Here is a 15,906-nt window from a genome sequence, read left to right as displayed (position 1 = left end):
CCGTCCTCCCCGACCAGCACCTCGAGGGTGCGCCCACCGCGCAAACGACGACGATCTGCGCCTGTCCCCCCGGAGGTCCCCGTGACCCGCAACGCCGCTCGCCGTTCCGTCCTGCTCGCCCTCGCCGCCGCCGGCTCGCTCGGCGCCCTGTCCGCCTGCGGTGCCGGTTCGGAGGTCTCCGGCGAGGCCGCCGCCGGCGGCTGCGACGTCGACGCCCCCGACGCGGCCACGACGGTCAACCTGCTCTCCTACGCGAGCACCGCGACCGACCCGTTCGCCAAGGCCATGTCCGACGGCTGCAGCACCGGCAACCTCACGGTCAAGCTGCCGCCGACCGACCTCGCCGGCCAGCACCAGCGCGCCGTGCAGAGCTTCTCCGGCCCCACGGCCAGCTACGACATCGTCGAGACCTACGGCAGCATCCGCCCGCTGTACGCCGACCGCGGCTGGGTGGTGCAGCTGGACGACATGATCGAGGCCAACAGCGAGCGCTACGCCCTCGACGGCATCGACCCGGCGCTGCTGGAGGCCGTCGCCTACGAGGGCAAGCAGTACACGCTGCCGACGTTCTGGGGCGTCGCCGTCCTGGTGTACCGCAAGGACCTGCTGGAGCAGGTCGGCCGCGAGGTGCCGACGACGTTCGCCGAGCTCATCGAGACCGCGCAGGCGATCAAGGACCAGACCGAGGTGGAGGCCCCGCTGGCCATCCCGTTCAACCCCTCCGGCGACATCGCCAGCCAGTTCAACCAGGCGCTGCACTCCCTGGGCGGTTCGCTGTTCGAGGACGGGCAGGCGGTGCCGACGCTGGACACCGACCTGGCGGTGAAGGCCATCACCGCCCTGGCCTCGCTGCGCCCGGTGATGAGCGAGTCCGTCATGAGCTTCTCCTCGCCCGAGGTCATCACCCAGCTGCAGACCGGCCAGGCCGCGCTCGGCATGCTCATGTCCGGGCGGGTCGCCGACCTCACCGACCCCGACAAGAGCAAGTTCGCCGACCAGATCGCCTTCGCCGTGCCGCCGTCGGTGGAACCCGGCGGGCTGCCGATGACCTACCTGTCCGTGGACGGGTTCTCCATCGCGGCGAACTCCTCGGTCGACCCGGAGCTGCTGTTCCAGCTGGCCTGCATCGGCACCGGTGAGGGCGCCGCGAAGGCCGCCGCGAACGCCACGATCCCCGCGCGCACCGAGATCGCCGAGTCCGCGGAGCTGCCCGTCAAGGACGCCGCGCTGGCCACGCTGCCGGACGCCGAACCGCTGCCGCAGGTGCCGTACATGGCCGACGTCTACACCGCGCTCGGCGCCCCGATCGGTGCGGCCGTCGCCGGCGAGACCACCCCCCAGGAGGGTGCGGCCGCCGCGCAGGCCGCCGCGGTCGCGGCCATCGCCGCCGCCGGGTACTGAGGCGCGCACGTGCGCCGCAAGGACTTCCTGCTGCTGTCCGGCCCGGCCGTGGTCCTCATGGCCGGGCTGCTGCTGGTGCCGCTGGTGACCACCGTGGTGTGGAGCTTCCAGAACGTGCCGGTCGGGCAGCCGGGGACGTTCACGGGCCTGTCGAACTACTCCGAGCTGCTCGCCAGCGCGCGCTTCCGCGGCGCGGCCGCGTTCACCGTCGGGTACGCCCTGGTGGCCACCGCCCTGAAGGTGGCCGCCGGGTACGCGCTGGCGCTGCTGCTGGCGCGGGTCCGTCGCGGGCGCACGGTGCTGCTGGGCCTGCTGCTGGCCTCGTACATCGTGCCCTCCGTCGTCGGCGCCCTCGACTTCTCGTGGCTGTTCAACGACGTCTTCGGAGGAGTGGTCAACCAGGTCCTCGGCCTGGTCGGCCTGCAGGTGAACTGGCTGGTGGACACCTGGCCGGCCCGCCTGCTCGTCGTGCTGCACGCCCTGTGGCACGAGGTGCCGTTCGTCGTGCTGGTGCTGCTGGCGGGGCTGCAGACCCTGCCGGCCGAGCCGATGGAGGCCGCGAGCCTGGACGGTGCGAACTGGTGGCAGAAGCAGCGCTACCTCGTCGTGCCGGCCCTGGCGCCGGTGTTCACCTTCGTGCTGCTCATCTCCGTCATGGACGGGCTGAAGGTGTTCGACTCGATCCGCATCATGACGCCCGCCGCCGAGCAGCTGGGCACCGAGTCGCTCATGACGTACGTGTACCAGGTGGCCCTGGGCGACAGCTTCCGGCTCGGGATGGGCAGCGCCGTCAACGTGCTGACGATGGTCGTCACCCTGGTGCTGCTCGTGCCGTTCCTGCGCTCGACGTGGAAGGGGGCGCGCGCCCTGTGAGCAGCACCAGGTCCTCCACCGGCACCGGCCCGCGCCTGAGCACCCCCGACGACGGCGGCGCGAACGCGCGGGCCCGCGCGGCCGCCCGCCGCCGCGAGCGCCTGGGCACGCTCGCCGCGACGCTGGTCGTCGCGGTCGTCGTGCTGGGGATGCTCACCCCGTTCCTGTGGGCGGGGCTGACGGCCGTCAAGCCGTTCTACGCGGCGTTCACGAACCCCCCGACGTGGTCGTTCACCCCGCAGTTCGACGCCTTCACCGAGCTGTGGCGCGCCACCCGCTTCGCGGAGATCCTGCTCAACACCCTGCTCGTCGCGGTCGCCGCGGTCCTCGTCATGCTCGTCGTCGGCGCCCCCGCGGCGTACGCGTTCGCCCGCTACGCCGGGCTCATCGGCCCCGTCCTGCTCGTGCTGGCGGTCGTGCTGCGCACCGTCCCGCGCTTCGCCGTCGTGCTGCCGCTGTACGAGGCCGCCCGCTCGGTGGGGTTGTACGACACCCGCATCGCCCTGGTGGCCGCGTTCGTGGCGGTCAACATGCCGTTCACGCTGCTGCTGCTCGTCGGCTTCTTCCGCGACATCCCCGTCGAGCTCGACGAGGCGGCCATGGTCGACGGCTGCAGCCGCCTGGGCGCGTTCCGCCGCGTCATCGTGCCGGTGATGGGCCCGGGTCTGGTGACGGCCGGCGTGTTCACGTTCCTGGTCGCCTTCCAGGAGTACCTCATCGCGCTGACCCTCACGCAGAACGACGCGGTGACGATCCCGGTGTTCATCGCCGCCCAGCGCGGGGCCGACGAGACCTCGACCTACCAGCTGCTGGCCGCGGCCAGCATCGCGCTGGTCCTGCCCATCGCGCTCATCGCGGTCGCCGCCCGCCGCTACCTCGTGGCCGGGCTCGGCGCGGGCGGGGTCAAGGCCTGACACCACCCGCACTCGGGGCGCGCGGGGCCGCGGCCGTGCCTACGCTCGGTCGGTGCCCGCCCGCCGCCGCCACCGACGCCCCCGCCCGGGTCCGGCGCCGGTCCGCGTGGAGCTGGACGCCGTCGACCTGGTCGCGGACCCGCCGGTGCGGCCGCTGCCGCACGGCGGCGTCCCGGACGCGGTCTGGAACGCCTGGCGCGCGCAGCGGCCCCGCCGGCCGGAGACGCCGCCGACCCTGACGCGCAGCAGGCCGGCCTCCGCCCCGGCGCCGGTGCCGGAGCAGCCGCCCTTCGACTGGCCCGAGGTCCTCGTGACGCTGCACCGCCACCTGCTGCTGCCCGCCGTCGGGCACCGGGTGCGCATCGCCGCGATCGGGACCACCGTGCGCCTGACCCACCTCGACGGCGGACCGGTCGCCCTCACCGACCCGGCGGCGCGGCTGCGCGCCCGCGCCCTGCTCAGCGGGCACCGCGTCGACCTGGACCCGCACGAGGTCCTCGCCTTCGCCGAGCTGCACGCCGACCTGCGCGGCTTCCTGGCCGCCCACCCCCCGGGCGGCGACCTCGACCTGCGCCTGGTCCTCGCGGCGGCCGGCGCCGGGCTGGGTGCGGCCGACGTCGCCGCCGCCCACGCCGCCGGCACGCTCACCCCCGACCGCATCGCCTTCCTCGCCGCCTTCCGGGGCGCGCTGGGCGAGCCCTTCCCCGACGCCTCCCGGAGGACCTCCGCATGAGCCAGCAGCACACCGACACCTGCGACGCCCTGGGCATCGCCCTGCTCGCCAACGTCCCGGTGGTCCTGTGGGGACCGCCGGGCCAGGGCAAGTCGTCGGTCGTGCGCGAACTGGCCGACGGCATGGGCGCCCACCTGGAGACGGTCATCGCCTCGATCCGCGAGCCCAGCGACTTCGCGGGCCTGCCCGTCGTCGACACCGCCTCGGGGACGGCCGCGCTGGCGCCGCCGTCGTGGGCGGTGCGGCTGCGCGACGCCGTCGAGCGCGAGGGCCGCGGCGGGATCCAGTTCTACGACGAGGTCTCCACCGCGCCGCCCGCCACCCAGGCGGCGCTGCTGCGCCCGATCCTCGAGGGGGTCGTCGGCGACCTGCGCCTGCCCGCGCAGGTGCGCACCGTGGCCGCGGCGAACCCGCCGGACGTCGCCGCCGACGGCTGGGACCTCGCCCCGCCGGTGGCCAACCGCTTCCTGCACCTGACGTGGAGCCTGGACGCGGAGACCGTGCGCGAGGGGTTCACCAGCGGCTGGCCGGCCGTCCGCGTCCCGCGGGCCGAGCAGGCGCGCGTGGCGGAGCTGCTGGAGCAGACGACGACGCTCGTCGGGGTGTTCCTGGGCTCCAAGCCCGAGCTGGTCACGCGGATGCCCTCGTCCTCGGACGAGGCCGGTCGGGCCTTCCCGACCCCGCGCTCGTGGGAGATGGCGGCACGGCTGTACGCGCACGCCCGGGCGGCGGGGGTGAACAGCACGGTGATCACCCTCCTGGTGTCCGGGACCGTCGGCGTCGCCGCGGCCGGCACGTTCCTGGCCTACGTCCGCGACCTGGACCTGCCCGACCCCGAGGAGCTGCTGCGCGACCCCGACTCCTGGGTCGTGGACCCCCGGCGCACCGACAAGACGTACGCCGTGGCGGCCTCGGTCTGGGCGGCGACCGCCCAGGACACCACCGTCGAGCGGTGGCTGGCCTGCGGCCGGGTGCTCGCCCGGATCGCCGACGCCGGCAGCGCGGACATCGCCTTCTCCTACGGGCGCAGGTGGGCGCAGGGCCGGCCGACGGGGGCGATGCCGACGCCGGAGGTCATCACCTCCCTCGGCCCGATCCTCACCGAGCTCGGCCTGCTGACCGGCGACGCGTGAACCCGCGGCGCGCGGACCCCCGGCGGGGCCCGGGGAGTTCGACGGGGAGTTCCGCGAGGAGTTCGGCGGGCGGTTCGACGGGGAGTTCCGCGGGCAGCTCCGTCGAGGAGCAGGCGGCGCTGCGCCTGGCGGCCGGCCGCGCCCGCGCCGGTGAGCTCATGCCGTACCTGACGGACGCGCTGTACGCGGTGAAGGCCGTGCCCACCACCGCGATCCCCACCGCCGGGATCGACCCGCGCTGGCGGATGTACTACAACCCCGAGTTCATCCTCACCCTCGACGTCGCCGAGGTCGTCGGCGTCTGGCTGCACGAGGTCGGGCACCCCCTGCGCGGGCACCACGAGCGGTTCGAGGCCCTCGCCGAACCCTCCGAGCGCGCCGCGCTGTTCAACCAGGCCGGTGACTGCGCGATCAACGAGGACCTGCGGGCGGCCGGGATCCGCCTGCCCGCCGTCAAGGCGTGGTTCCCCGAGCGGGTGCCCGGTGCCGACCCGGGGATGACCGCCGAGCAGATCTACCGGCTGCTGGTCGACGGCCCCGCCGGCCGCCGGCTGGCGGCCGCCTCGCCCGGGCTGCTGCTGCTGCCCTCGACGTTGCGCCCGGACCACGGGGTGCCCGCGCGCGTGCTGGCCCGCACCCGCGACGCGTTCCTCACCGGGCCCGCCGCGGTCGTCGTGCGCGGCGCCGACGGCGGCGCCCGCACCGGCGGGGGCGGTGCACCGCTCACCGGCCCGCTGACGGTGCACGACACCCGCACCGCCTCCTTCGAGGTGCTGACGAGGCTGCCCGCCGGCGAGCACACCGTCGAGGTCACCTGCGGGAGCGGCAGCGCGAGCGCCGTGCTGACGGTGAGCGCACCGACGATCGCGCTGCGCCCGGACCACCTGCCCCGCTCCCGCGCCGCCACCGAGAAGGTCGTGGTCGTCGGCCGCGACACCCGCTTCACCGCCGCCTCCACCGTGGAGGTCCTCGACGCCGCCGGCGCCGCGCTGGACGTGGTGGCCGACGTCACCCGCGTCGGCGACACCTACCTGACGTTCACCCTCGGGCCGGTCGCCGACGGCGCGCACGTCGTGCGGGTGCGCACCGGCGAGGAGGTCGTGCAGGCGGTGCTGCCCGTGGGCGTGCCGCACCTGGACCTCAGCCCCGACCGGCTGCCCAGCGGTCACCCGGTCCCCGCGGCCCTGGCCGGTGTCGGCGACGACGTCTCCTTCGACGCCGGCAGCACCGTCGAGGTCCTCGACGCGGCGGCCGGGCTCGCCCCGGTGAGCGGCGCGACGGGCCCGCCGGTGCTCGTCGGCCCGCACGTGGTGAACCTCGAGCTGACCCGAGTGCTGGCGGACGGCTCCTACCTCGTCGCGGTCACCACCGGCGGGGAGCGGGCGGTGGCGCCGCTGACCGTCGGCGGTGCGCGCCCGCCCGCGCAGGGTCCGCGCCCCGCGCCGGCCGGCTACGACGACTGCGGTTCCGGCGCCGGGGGCCCGCGCCGGGACTGGGAGGGCGACAGCAGCGGCCGCGACGCCGCCGGCGACGACGACGGCAGCGTGGACGCCGGGCGCGCCGAGCTGATCCGCCGGCAGACCGCGCGCAACGTCCTCGAGCACGTGCGCTCGCGGGGCTCGGTGCCCGCGGGGCTGCAGCGGTGGGCCACCTCCGTCCTCGCCCCCGTGGTCGACTGGCGCCGGGAGCTGCTGAGCGTGACCCGCCGGGTCAGCGCGCACGTGGCCGGGATGCGCGACTACTCCTACGCGCGCCCCTCGCGGCGCAGCGCCTCCACCCCGGGGGTCGTCCTGCCCGCGATGCGCCAGCCGCGCCCGCCGCGCGCCGCCGTGGTCGTCGACACCTCGGCCTCGGTGACCGAGGAGATGCTCGGGCGCGTCCAGGCGGAGACGGAGGCGGTCCTGCGGCGCTCGCACGGCGGCGCGGTGCAGGTCATCGCCTGCGACGCCGCGGCCGGGCGGGTGCAGCGGGTGCGGCGGGTGCAGGACGTGGTGATGGTCGGCGGCGGCGGCACCGACATGCGCGTCGGCATCGCCGCGGCCGCCGCGCTGCGCCCGAAGGTCGACCTCGTCCTGGTCGCCACCGACGGCGACACCCCGTGGCCGCAGCAGCCGCCGCCGGAGAACCCCGACGCCGCGTACGTGGTGCTGCTGCTGGACGGCGAGCGGGAGGGCGTGCCCGGCTGGATGCGCACGATCGTCGTCGAGGACGGCGAGCCCGCCGGGGAGCGCTGACCCGCCCGGCGGGGGCGGGACGGGGGAGCGGATTGCCCGGTCGAGCGCGCCCGGGCCGAGCGCGCGTCAGTCGAGCACGACCTGCTCGCGGGGGTCCCACCGCCACACCAGGTCCCCCAGCTGCGCCCGGGCCTCGCACGGCCCCTCGTGCCCGGCGGGCAGCGTGCACTCGACCCGGAAGCCGTCGATCCCCGCCCTGACCTCGCCGTCCAGCCACGCCTGCTGCGAGCGCTGCGCGGCCGACCCGGGCGCCGCGCCCTCCTGGACCCCCGGTGCGAGCGAGGCGTCCAGGGCCCGCAGCGTCCGCAGCGCCGCGACCAGCTGGGCGACCGGGCCGCCGGGGACCTCCGGCACCCACCGGCTGGAGACGTGCCCGCCGGCCGTCGGCTCCTCCACGACCACCGGGTGCCTGTCGGGCGCCTGGTGGGTGGCCGTCACCGTCGTCCCCGCCGACCAGCCGCCGCGGGCGGAGCGCACGAGCACGTCGAAGGAGGTGTCCACGTCGACCACCCGGCCGTTGCGCCGCTTGGCGTAGAAGCGCGGGTAGTGCTCGAAGCCCGCCACGTGCGCGGTCGGGGGTTCCGGGGCGCCCGCCGCCGCGATCCGCCGCTGGTGGCGCGTCCCCTGCTCCTGGACCGGGTCCCACCTGCGCACCCCGCGAGCATGCACCCGCGCGTGCCCGGCCGCGCCGCCGGGGAAGGCGCTGACGCCGGTGCCGCTGCGGGGGCGCCCTACGGTGGCGGCATGAGCCTCGCGCGTTCCCTGGCCCTGTTCGCCCTCGCCGCCCTCGCCGAGATCGGCGGGGCCTGGCTGGTGTGGCAGGGCGTGCGCGAGCACCGCGGCTGGCTGTGGATCGGCGCCGGCGTCATCGCCCTGGGCCTGTACGGCTTCGTGGCCACGCTGCAGCCGGAGGCGGAGTTCGGGCGCGTCCTGGCCGCCTACGGCGGCATCTTCGTCGCCGGCTCGCTGGCGTGGGGCGTGCTCGTCGACGGCTTCCGCCCCGACCGCTTCGACGTGGCCGGCGCCCTGGTCTGCCTGGCCGGTGTCGGGGTCGTCATGTACGCCCCGCGCGGTGCCTGAGGCCCGCTGCGCCGAGGCCCGGCTCACCGCCGGCCGGGCCGCTCCTCGTCCAGGCGGGACTGCACCAGCAGCAGGACGGCCACTCCGACGGCTCCGGCCAGGGCCAGGGCCGCCACGGCCCCGACGTCGGCGCCGGGGGCCAGCAGCGTGCGGTCCTCGTCCTGCCAGGGCCACAGCGCCCGCAGCGAGCCGACCATGAGACCGGTCATCACCGACAGCGTGAAGTCGGCGTGGCGCAGCAGCAGGTGCTGCAGGACCCGCACGAAGGAGGCCAGCCCGACCACCGCCCCGAGCGCGAAGGCGCCCAGGTAGGCCAGGTCGCGCTCGCTGACGGCCGCCAGGGTGACCTCGTGCAGCCCGAGGGTCAGCAGCAGGAAGGACCCAGAGATGCCGGGCAGGACGAGCGCGCAGACCGCGACGGCCGCCGCCGCCGCGACCAGCGCCCGACCACGCGGGCCGGGACGACCACCGAGACCAGCACCAGGCCGAAGGACACCGCGCGGGAGCCGACCGGGTGCTCGGTGACGACGGGTTCCAGGACGGTCGTCGCGACCAGCAGGGCCACGACCATGCCGACCAGGACGGCGACGACGACCGACCACCGGGCGCGGCGCAGGTGCTCCGCGGCCGCGCCCGGACCGCCCGTCAGCCCGGCCCGGGCGGCGCTGACGACGTGACCGGTCGAGGTGATGAGGTGCCCGTAGACCCCCGTGACCAGGGCGACCGTCCCGCCGCTGACTCCCGGGACCACCTCCGCGCACCCGATGAGGCCGCCGCGGACGAGGTCCTGCGGCACCTTGCGGGGCACGGGCCGCCGCGCAGCGCTCGGCCGGCCCCGCCGAGCTGGAGCGGCACCTCGACGGGGTCCCGGCGGTGGGTCGGGCGATGAGATCGGGCGACGGCGGGGGTCTCCCTCGACGAGCGTGCCCACCGGACCGAGGAGAGCCGTGACCCAGCTGCTGAAGGTGCAGAACTTCACCGTCTCCGCCGACGGCTACGGCGCAGGCGACGGCCAGAGCCTGCGACGGCCCTTCGGCCACGCCGACCCGGCCGTCCTGATGTCCTGGGCCCTCGCCACCGCCGGCTTCCCCGGCCGCACCGCCCCCGGGGGCTCCCGCGGGCTCGACGACCACCTGCTCCGCGACTTCCACCACGGCATCGGCGCGGAGATCATGGGGCGCAACAAGTTCAGCCCGCACCGCGGGCCCTGGGAGGATCACCGGTGGCGGGGGTGGTGGGGCGATGAGCCCCCCTTCCACACCCCCGTCCTCGTGCTCACCCACCACCCGCGCCCGTCCTTCACCCTCGCCGACACCACGTTCCACTTCGTCCAGGGCCCTCCCGCCGACGTCCTGGAGCAGGCCCGCGCGGCCGCCGGCGGGAAGGACGTCCGCCTCGGCGGGGGTGCGCAGACCATCCGCGCCTTCCTCGACGCCGACCTCGTCGACACCCTGCACGTCGTGGTCGCACCGCTGCAGCTGGGCTCGGGCAGCCGGCTGTGGACCTCTGCGGACGAGCTCGACGACCGCTTCCACCACGACGTCGTCCCCAGCCCCAGCGGGGTCGTGCACCACCTCCTCTGGAGGCGTTGAGCGGGTGCACCCCGACGAGAGGACCACCGGACCCGCCGACGCCCTGCGCGCCGTCCTGGACGCGCACGCGCGCACCCTCGCGGCCGGCACCGCGCGGTACTCCTGGCGCACCCCGGTCGAGGGTGCGGCCGAGACCTCCGCCCACGGGTGCACGGACCTGACGACGGGGGCGGCGACGATGACGTCGGTCAGCGCGGCACCCCGCTCGTCCCGGAGGCCGGCGCGTTGTCGATGGTCCTGCTGAGCGGACCGCCCACCCGGGACGAACGGGGCTGCTGGACCGGCTCGCGCTCCAGCGCCCCCGGCCTCGCGATGGGGGTCGACCCGGCGTCCGGCTTCCTCACGTCGCTCAGCGTCGCGGGAGCGGGGTCGGAGGACGGGCCCCGGATCGACCCGGTCCACCTGGAACTGCGCGACCACGGCGTCGCCGTGCGGATCGAGCTCCCCCGGCACGCGGGTGAGGCCCGGGCATCCCCTGGACGCGCCGCGCTGCGGCGCGTCCAGGGAATGCCCGGCGCCCGCACCGTCTTGCACCGGGCATGAGCACCATCGGGATCATCGGCAGCGGCAACATCGGCAGCGTCCTGGCGCGGCTGGCGGTCGACGCCGGTCACGACGTCGTCATCGCCAACTCACGCGGCCCGCAGTCGCTGGCCGGCCTCGTGGACCAGCTCGGTCCGCGGGCGCGCGCGGGGACCGTCGAGGAGGCCGCCGCGGCCGGGGAGCTCGTCGTGGTGACGATCCCGCTGGGGCGCGTGCAGGACCTGCCGGCGGACCTGCTGGACGGCAAGGTCGTCATCGACACCTGCAACTACTACCCCGAGCGCGACGGCGACACCGCCGCCCTCGACAGCCACGAGCTGACCACCAGCGAGCTGGTCCAGCGCCACTTCGCGGGCGCGCGCGTGGTGAAGGCCTTCAACAACATCTTCGCCCAGAACCTCGGGGAGCTGCAGCGTCCCGCCGGTGCCCCCGACCGCACGACGCTCGTCATCGCCGGCGACGACGAGGCCGCCGAGCGGACCGTCGCCGAGTTCATCGACAGCATCGGCTACGACGTCTTCGACATCGGCGGTCTGGCCGACAGCTGGCGCGTGCAGCGCGACCAGCCCGGCTACGCGCCCGCCTACACCGTCAGCGGTGACCCCGCCGAGCCGCGGCGGCTGACCCGCGAGGACCTGGAGCGCCTGCTGGAGCAGGCCGACCGCTCCATCCGCTGACCACCCGCCGCGGGTGAGCACCCCCACCGGGCCGGTCGCCGACGGGACGCCGTCCGCCGACGGGAGCGCGGCCGCGCTCGCGTGGTGGCGCACCGCCGCCGTCTACCAGGTCGTGCCGCGCAGCTTCGCGGACGGCGACGGGGACGGCGTCGGCGACCTGCCCGGGCTGCGCTCGCGGCTGCAGCACCTGGCCGACCTCGGCGTGGACGCGGTGTGGGTGAACCCCTGGTACCCCTCGCCGGGCGTGGACAACGGCTACGACGTCACCGACTACCGCGACGTCGACGCCGCCCTCGGCGGTCTCGCGCAGGCGGAGGAGTTCCTGCGGGAGGCGCACGCGCTGGGCCTGAAGGTGCTCCTGGACATCGTGCCCAACCACACCTCGCACACCCACGCCTGGTTCCGCGCCGCGCTCGCCGGGGACGAGCGCGCCCGTGCCCGCTACCTCTTCCGCCCCGGCCGCGGCGAGGACGGCTCCCTGCCGCCCAACGACTGGGAGAGCTGCTTCGGCGGGCCGTCGTGGACGCGGACGACCGGGGCCGACGGGCGGCCGGGGGAGTGGTACCTGCACTCCTTCGCCCCCGAGCAGCCGGACCTGGACTGGCGCAACCCCGAGGTCCGCGCCGAGTTCGTCGACGTCCTGCGGTTCTGGTTCGACCGCGGCGTCGACGGCTTCCGCGTCGACGTCGCCCACGGCCTGCTCAAGCAGGAGGGCCTGCCCGACGCGCTGGGCCGCGACCGGCGCACCGAGGAGCACCCGGGCTGGGACCAGGACGAGGTCCACGAGGTGTACCGGGAGTGGCGCGCGGTGGCCGACGCGTACGACCCGCCGCGGGTGTTCGTCGCCGAGGCGTGGGTGGCGCGGCGCGAGCGGCTGCCGCTGTACCTGCGCCCCGACGAGCTGCACATGGCCTTCGAGTTCGACCCCCTGCACGTGGCCTGGCGGGAGGGGCCGTGGCGCCGCGTGATCGAGCGCGGGCTGGCCGTCGCCCAGCTCACCGGCGCGCCGAGCGCGTGGGCGCTGACCAACCACGACGTCGTGCGGCAGGTGACCCGCTACGCGCGCTCGCAACCGCCCGAGCACGGTTCCAACGTCTCCGAACGGGCGCGGTGGGGCAGCGAGGTCCCCGACCTCGCGCTGGGGCGCGCCCGCGCCCGGGCGGCCGCCCTGCTGACGACGGCGCTGCCGGGGCTGGTCTACGTCTACGCCGGCGAGGAGCTCGGTCTGGAGGAGGTCGAGGACATCCCCGCCGACCTGCGCACGGACCCCATCCACACCCGTTCCGGAGGCCGCGACCCCGGCCGCGACGGTTCCCGGGTCCCGCTGCCGTGGTCGGGGCAGCGCCCGCCGTTCGGGTTCTCCCCGCCCGGCGCGCCCGCGCCGCGGCTGCCGCAGCCGCCGCACTGGGCGGCGCTGACCGCGGCGGCGCAGGCGCGCGACGAGGGTTCCACGCTCAGCCTCTACCGGCGCGCGCTGCGGCTGCGCCGCGAGCTGCTGACCGGCCCCGAACCGCTGCGGTGGTGCGAGGCCCCCGAGGGCGTGCTCGCCTTCCGGCGCGGGCGGGTCCTCGTGCAGGTGAACTTCGGCCCGCGGGCGGTGGCGCTGCCGTCCGGTGCGCGCCTGCTCGTCCGCTCGGGCCCGGCGCCGGAGGGCGTGCTGCCGGTGGACACCGCCGCCTGGCTCGACGTGGGCGCTCCCTAGCGCCCGCTCCTCACCGCCCGCGAGCAGCCCGTGCCCGGGCCTTGATCGCGTCGATGACCTCGGTCTTGGCGTCGGCGTAGGCGTTCGTGTCGTCCCAGCGCTCGCTCAGCAGGGCCCTCTTGGTGCTCTCGTAGAGGGCGCGGTCCTCCGCGTCGGAGCGCAGGTGGTCGCGCAGCAGGAGGTACTCGTCGATGGCGGGATCGCCCCGCCCGTACACGTGCACGTGGACGTCGCGCGCCGGTGTGCGCACGAGGCGGTGCCGGGGTTCGCGGACCCGCAGCTCGTACCCGGCGGCCAGCAGCGCGTCGAGGTAGTCCTCCTCGGCGGTGATGTCGTCCACCACGACCACGACGTCGATGATCGGCTTGGCCGCCAGCCCGGGCACGGAGGTGGAACCGATGTGCTCGACGTCGACGTCCACCGCCGCCAGGGCGTGCTGGATCCGCCTGCGGTGCTCGAGGTAGGTGCCCGCCCACCGCTCGTCGTGCTCGTGCAGTTCGACGCCGAGCGCTTCGACGCCGCCCACCAGTTCGACGGTGGTGACGTCCGGTCGGCGCGGCTCCCCGGTCGTGCTCACGAGGGCATCCTCGCAGGGCACCGCGAGCCGATGCCCGCGATCGAGGTCTTCGGTGGTGGGGTGGGGCATCACCCGGTCACCGCGGGGGGAGCGGCGCTGAGAGCCCTCCGGCACGATGGTGCGAACCGGTGCCACGAACCGGTGCCACGAACCGGTGCAGCTACCCGCCCCTCGCCTCGCGGGGGGATCCTCAGGACGCAGTGGCGGCGGTCGTGATCCGGAACACCGGGTGCTTGGGCCCTGCGGCCAGCAGCTCCGCCTCGCTCGCGTCGGCGTCGACCCCCTCGAAGAAGAGACCGACTTCCCACGCCCAGCGGCGCAGGTACTCCCGCAGCAGCGGCGGCTTGTCCGCCTCGGACACCTCCACCGCGGTGAAGGCCTCCGAGCGCCGGCCCCAGCGCAGCTCTCCGGTGCCCGCAGCCCGCAGGTTGCGCACCCACTGCGTGGTGCCGCGGGGGGACACGAGGTAGCGCACCCCGTCGATCGTGAGGGGGTTCACCGGAGTCGTGCGCCACTGCCCGCTGCTGCGTCCGCGCACGGCGAGCACGCGCGAGCCCGCCAGCGGCAGCCCCAGACGTGTCGCGGCAGCCACCAGGGGGTTGAGCACGCGTCGGGTGAGCAGGTCCGGGGCGATGTAGCGCGGAACGGGAGTGCGAGCGGTGGTCTTGGAAGAGAGCACTGATCTCGTCATGCGGACCAGTGTGCACTCGCCGGCGCACCTCGACAAGAGCACTGCTCTGAGAAGTGAGCGGTGCTCCGGCTCGTGAGAGGATCAGGACGTGCCTGCCGCCCTGAGCGCCCGTGAGCGCGCCCGTCGCGAGCTCACCGCCGACATCCTGGCCGCCGCCCGGCGCCAGCTCGCCGCCTCCGGCGCGGCCGCGCTGTCGGTGCGCGCCGTGGCCCGCGAGCTGGGCTTGGCCTCTTCCGCCCTCTACCGGTACTTCGCCACGCGCGATGAGCTGCTGACGGCGCTGATCGTCCAGGCCTACGACGACGTCGCCGACGCGGTCGAGGCCACGACCCTCCCCCGGCGCGGGGCATCGCGCCGTACCCGCTTCACCGGTGGCTGCCGCGCCTTCCGGGCGTGGGCCCTGGAGCACCCGCACGAGTACGCCCTCATCCACGGCTCGCCCGTGCCCGGCTACCGGGGCGACGAGCAGACCACGGCGGCCGGCGCGCGGGTTCCGCTGGCGCTGCTGTCGGTGCTGGAGGGGCTGCAGGCTCCCGCGACTCCTTCGCACGTGGCGCCGCAGTTGGCCGAGGGCGCGGCTCGCGTCGCCGCGGCCGGGGCTGGTGAGGTGTCACCAGCCCTCATCGTCACCGCGGCCCAGTGCTGGACGGCCCTGCTGGGACTGGTCAGCAGCGAGCTGTTCGGCCAGCTGGCGAACACCTTCGACCCGGCCGACGCCTTCGCCGAGGCCACGATCGAGGCGCTCGCCGACCGCCTGGGGCTCTGAGGTCGACCCCCGGCGGGCGCGGCCGCCGTTTCGACGCACGCGCCGCGTGGTCGACTCGCGCCCGCCGAACGCGCCCGTCGACCACCCGCTCGTCGACATGACCGCTGGGTCGCCAGCCGCCCGGACGGCGGGATGACCGTGACGTCGCGTTCGCTCCGCCTGCGGCACGGGATGCTCGTGCGTCCTATGCGAGGTGCCGGCTGATCACCTTCGCCAGTTCCGCAGCATCGAGGTCCCCTGCGGCCACGGCCAGCACCATCTGCTCGGCCTCGTCGACGTGCATGAGCAGGTCGGTGCCGTTGAGCAGGCAGAAGACGCGGGTCGCGGACCACGCCAGACGCTTGTTGCCGTCGACCAGCGGGTGGTTGCGGGCCAGGGAGTGCATCAGCGCAGCGGCCTTGTCGGCGAGGGTGGGGTAGGCCTCGCGGCCGAAGACGGTGGTGCGCGCTCGTGCGGCGGCGGAGGCGAGCAGACCCAGGTCGAGGACCTGCACGTCCTCGACGACGCCGGCGGCGATCTCGAGCAGGTCCTCGGTGGAGAGGTGGTCCAGCGGGTGTTCGGGCTGGGTCACCGTGCGAGGCGGGCGAGGAGTTCGGCGTCCTCGGTGCGCACCCGGTCGATGGCCGCGCGCAGGCGGGCGGGGCGGTCGGAGACGTACTCGCCGATGGCGGTGCGGGCGACTTCCTGCATGGAGCGGCCCTCCTGCTCGGCGCGGCGGCGCAGGGCGTCGGTCTCTTCGTCGGTCAGTCGGAGGTTCATCGCCACGAGTCAATGGTACCGCTCTGGTACCAGTCGGGCCAGGTGCGTGGGCATCGTCACGACCGCGCCGTCACGGCCTCCCGGTGATCGCGCACTGAGCGCGAGATGACCGCGAGGTCGCGCATCCCGCGCTTTGCGGCGACTTTGAGGTCGGTGACAGTTCCTCATCGCGGCGACAGCGGGCATCAGCTCATCGGCGCGGTCTTTTCCCGGCGTCCACGGACCCACCAG

General features: G+C 75.4%; 17 protein-coding genes and 1 pseudogene. 12 read left to right on the top strand and 6 right to left on the bottom strand.

The features are described from left to right. Positions 1 to 81 precede the first annotated feature (81 nt). The 6 genes from ACRYM2_RS10625 to ACRYM2_RS10600 are packed head-to-tail and all read left to right on the top strand — an operon-like array spanning position 82 to position 7,288. Entirely contained in the window at positions 82 to 1,401 is a 1,320-nt protein-coding gene (locus ACRYM2_RS10625; RefSeq protein ID WP_432522138.1) for an ABC transporter substrate-binding protein, read from the top strand. A 9-nt stretch (positions 1,402 to 1,410) separates the two neighbouring features. Next, positions 1,411 to 2,274, top strand: a complete 864-nt coding sequence (locus ACRYM2_RS10620; protein WP_432522136.1) for a carbohydrate ABC transporter permease — start codon at positions 1,411 to 1,413, stop codon at positions 2,272 to 2,274. Next, positions 2,271 to 3,188, top strand: coding sequence for a carbohydrate ABC transporter permease (locus tag ACRYM2_RS10615; protein ID WP_432522134.1), 918 nt, complete (start codon positions 2,271 to 2,273; stop codon positions 3,186 to 3,188). The genes ACRYM2_RS10620 and ACRYM2_RS10615 overlap by 4 nt, the downstream gene beginning before the upstream one ends. 52 nt (positions 3,189 to 3,240) lie before the next feature. Next, a complete protein-coding gene (locus ACRYM2_RS10610) occupies positions 3,241 to 3,921 on the top strand; it encodes a hypothetical protein (protein WP_432522132.1) in 681 nt (226 codons plus the stop codon). Next, positions 3,918 to 5,054: an ATP-binding protein gene (locus tag ACRYM2_RS10605; RefSeq protein ID WP_432522130.1), complete on the top strand. Its 1,137-nt coding sequence runs from the start codon at positions 3,918 to 3,920 to the stop codon at positions 5,052 to 5,054. Before ACRYM2_RS10610 ends, ACRYM2_RS10605 begins: the two co-directional genes overlap by 4 nt. Continuing rightward, the gene (locus ACRYM2_RS10600; RefSeq protein ID WP_432522128.1) at positions 4,952 to 7,288 is read left to right on the top strand and encodes a vWA domain-containing protein; all 2,337 of its coding nucleotides are present in this window, start codon (positions 4,952 to 4,954) and stop codon (positions 7,286 to 7,288) included. The genes ACRYM2_RS10605 and ACRYM2_RS10600 overlap by 103 nt, the downstream gene beginning before the upstream one ends. A 66-nt stretch (positions 7,289 to 7,354) precedes the next feature. Here ACRYM2_RS10600 and ACRYM2_RS10595 read toward each other — a convergent pair whose 3' ends face one another. Beyond that, positions 7,355 to 7,942 carry a hypothetical protein gene (locus ACRYM2_RS10595; protein WP_432522126.1) on the bottom strand — a complete coding sequence of 196 codons (588 nt, stop codon included), beginning with the start codon at positions 7,940 to 7,942 and terminating at the stop codon, positions 7,355 to 7,357. A gap of 90 nt (positions 7,943 to 8,032) precedes the next feature. Here ACRYM2_RS10595 and ACRYM2_RS10590 point away from each other — a divergent pair, with 90 nt between their 5' ends. Beyond that, positions 8,033 to 8,368 (top strand): YnfA family protein, encoded by a 336-nt coding sequence (locus ACRYM2_RS10590; RefSeq protein WP_432522124.1) that lies wholly within the window; start codon positions 8,033 to 8,035, stop codon positions 8,366 to 8,368. Between the two features lie 23 nt (positions 8,369 to 8,391). On the opposite strand, the pseudogene ACRYM2_RS10585 reads toward ACRYM2_RS10590, so the two are convergent. Further along, positions 8,392 to 9,119, bottom strand: a pseudogene (locus ACRYM2_RS10585) (DUF368 domain-containing protein). Positions 9,120 to 9,315: 196 nt separating this feature from the next. Between ACRYM2_RS10585 and ACRYM2_RS10580 the strand changes: the two are divergent. From ACRYM2_RS10580 to ACRYM2_RS10565, 4 genes are all read left to right on the top strand, one after another. Beyond that, positions 9,316 to 9,960, top strand: coding sequence for a dihydrofolate reductase family protein (locus ACRYM2_RS10580; RefSeq protein WP_432522122.1), 645 nt, complete (start codon positions 9,316 to 9,318; stop codon positions 9,958 to 9,960). 4 nt (positions 9,961 to 9,964) lie between these two features. Beyond that, entirely contained in the window at positions 9,965 to 10,204 is a 240-nt protein-coding gene (locus ACRYM2_RS10575) for a hypothetical protein (protein ID WP_432522120.1), read from the top strand. A 295-nt stretch (positions 10,205 to 10,499) separates the two neighbouring features. Continuing rightward, positions 10,500 to 11,180: an NADPH-dependent F420 reductase gene (locus ACRYM2_RS10570; RefSeq protein WP_432522118.1), complete on the top strand. Its 681-nt coding sequence runs from the start codon at positions 10,500 to 10,502 to the stop codon at positions 11,178 to 11,180. Positions 11,181 to 11,193: 13 nt separating this feature from the next. Then, positions 11,194 to 12,882, top strand: a complete 1,689-nt coding sequence (locus ACRYM2_RS10565; RefSeq protein WP_432522116.1) for an alpha-amylase family glycosyl hydrolase — start codon at positions 11,194 to 11,196, stop codon at positions 12,880 to 12,882. A 10-nt stretch (positions 12,883 to 12,892) separates the two neighbouring features. On the opposite strand, the gene ACRYM2_RS10560 is transcribed toward ACRYM2_RS10565, so the two are convergent. Together ACRYM2_RS10560 and ACRYM2_RS10555 are read right to left on the bottom strand one after the other, a co-directional pair. Then, positions 12,893 to 13,459 (bottom strand): GrpB family protein, encoded by a 567-nt coding sequence (locus ACRYM2_RS10560; RefSeq protein ID WP_432522114.1) that lies wholly within the window; start codon positions 13,457 to 13,459, stop codon positions 12,893 to 12,895. Between the two features lie 190 nt (positions 13,460 to 13,649). After that, positions 13,650 to 14,150 carry a nitroreductase family deazaflavin-dependent oxidoreductase gene (locus ACRYM2_RS10555; RefSeq protein ID WP_432522112.1) on the bottom strand — a complete coding sequence of 167 codons (501 nt, stop codon included), beginning with the start codon at positions 14,148 to 14,150 and terminating at the stop codon, positions 13,650 to 13,652. Positions 14,151 to 14,238: 88 nt separating this feature from the next. Here ACRYM2_RS10555 and ACRYM2_RS10550 point away from each other — a divergent pair, with 88 nt between their 5' ends. Then, the gene (locus ACRYM2_RS10550) at positions 14,239 to 14,916 is read left to right on the top strand and encodes a TetR/AcrR family transcriptional regulator (RefSeq protein WP_432522110.1); all 678 of its coding nucleotides are present in this window, start codon (positions 14,239 to 14,241) and stop codon (positions 14,914 to 14,916) included. Positions 14,917 to 15,100: 184 nt separating this feature from the next. Here ACRYM2_RS10550 and ACRYM2_RS10545 read toward each other — a convergent pair whose 3' ends face one another. Together ACRYM2_RS10545 and ACRYM2_RS10540 are read right to left on the bottom strand one after the other, a co-directional pair. Next, the gene (locus tag ACRYM2_RS10545) at positions 15,101 to 15,487 is read right to left on the bottom strand and encodes a type II toxin-antitoxin system death-on-curing family toxin (protein ID WP_432522109.1); all 387 of its coding nucleotides are present in this window, start codon (positions 15,485 to 15,487) and stop codon (positions 15,101 to 15,103) included. Then, positions 15,484 to 15,675 (bottom strand): DNA-binding protein, encoded by a 192-nt coding sequence (locus ACRYM2_RS10540; protein WP_432522200.1) that lies wholly within the window; start codon positions 15,673 to 15,675, stop codon positions 15,484 to 15,486. Before ACRYM2_RS10540 ends, ACRYM2_RS10545 begins: the two co-directional genes overlap by 4 nt. Positions 15,676 to 15,906 lie beyond the last annotated feature (231 nt).

This window comes from Kineococcus aridisoli (assembly GCF_050871885.1).
GTDB lineage: Bacteria > Actinomycetota > Actinomycetes > Actinomycetales > Kineococcaceae > Kineococcus.
This window is presented reverse-complemented; position numbering and strand designations above follow the sequence as displayed.

Bases quoted from the DNA above. Each gene is read 5' to 3' on its own strand.
- ACRYM2_RS10605 (WP_432522130.1), top strand. From the start codon at position 3,918: ATGAGCCAGCAGCACACCGACACCTGCGACGCCCTGGGCATCGCCCTG.
- ACRYM2_RS10590 (WP_432522124.1), top strand. From the start codon at position 8,033: ATGAGCCTCGCGCGTTCCCTGGCCCTGTTCGCCCTCGCCGCCCTCGCC.
- ACRYM2_RS10570 (WP_432522118.1), top strand. From the start codon at position 10,500: ATGAGCACCATCGGGATCATCGGCAGCGGCAACATCGGCAGCGTCCTG.
- ACRYM2_RS10555 (WP_432522112.1), bottom strand. From the start codon at position 14,150: ATGACGAGATCAGTGCTCTCTTCCAAGACCACCGCTCGCACTCCCGTT.
- ACRYM2_RS10540 (WP_432522200.1), bottom strand. From the start codon at position 15,675: ATGAACCTCCGACTGACCGACGAAGAGACCGACGCCCTGCGCCGCCGC.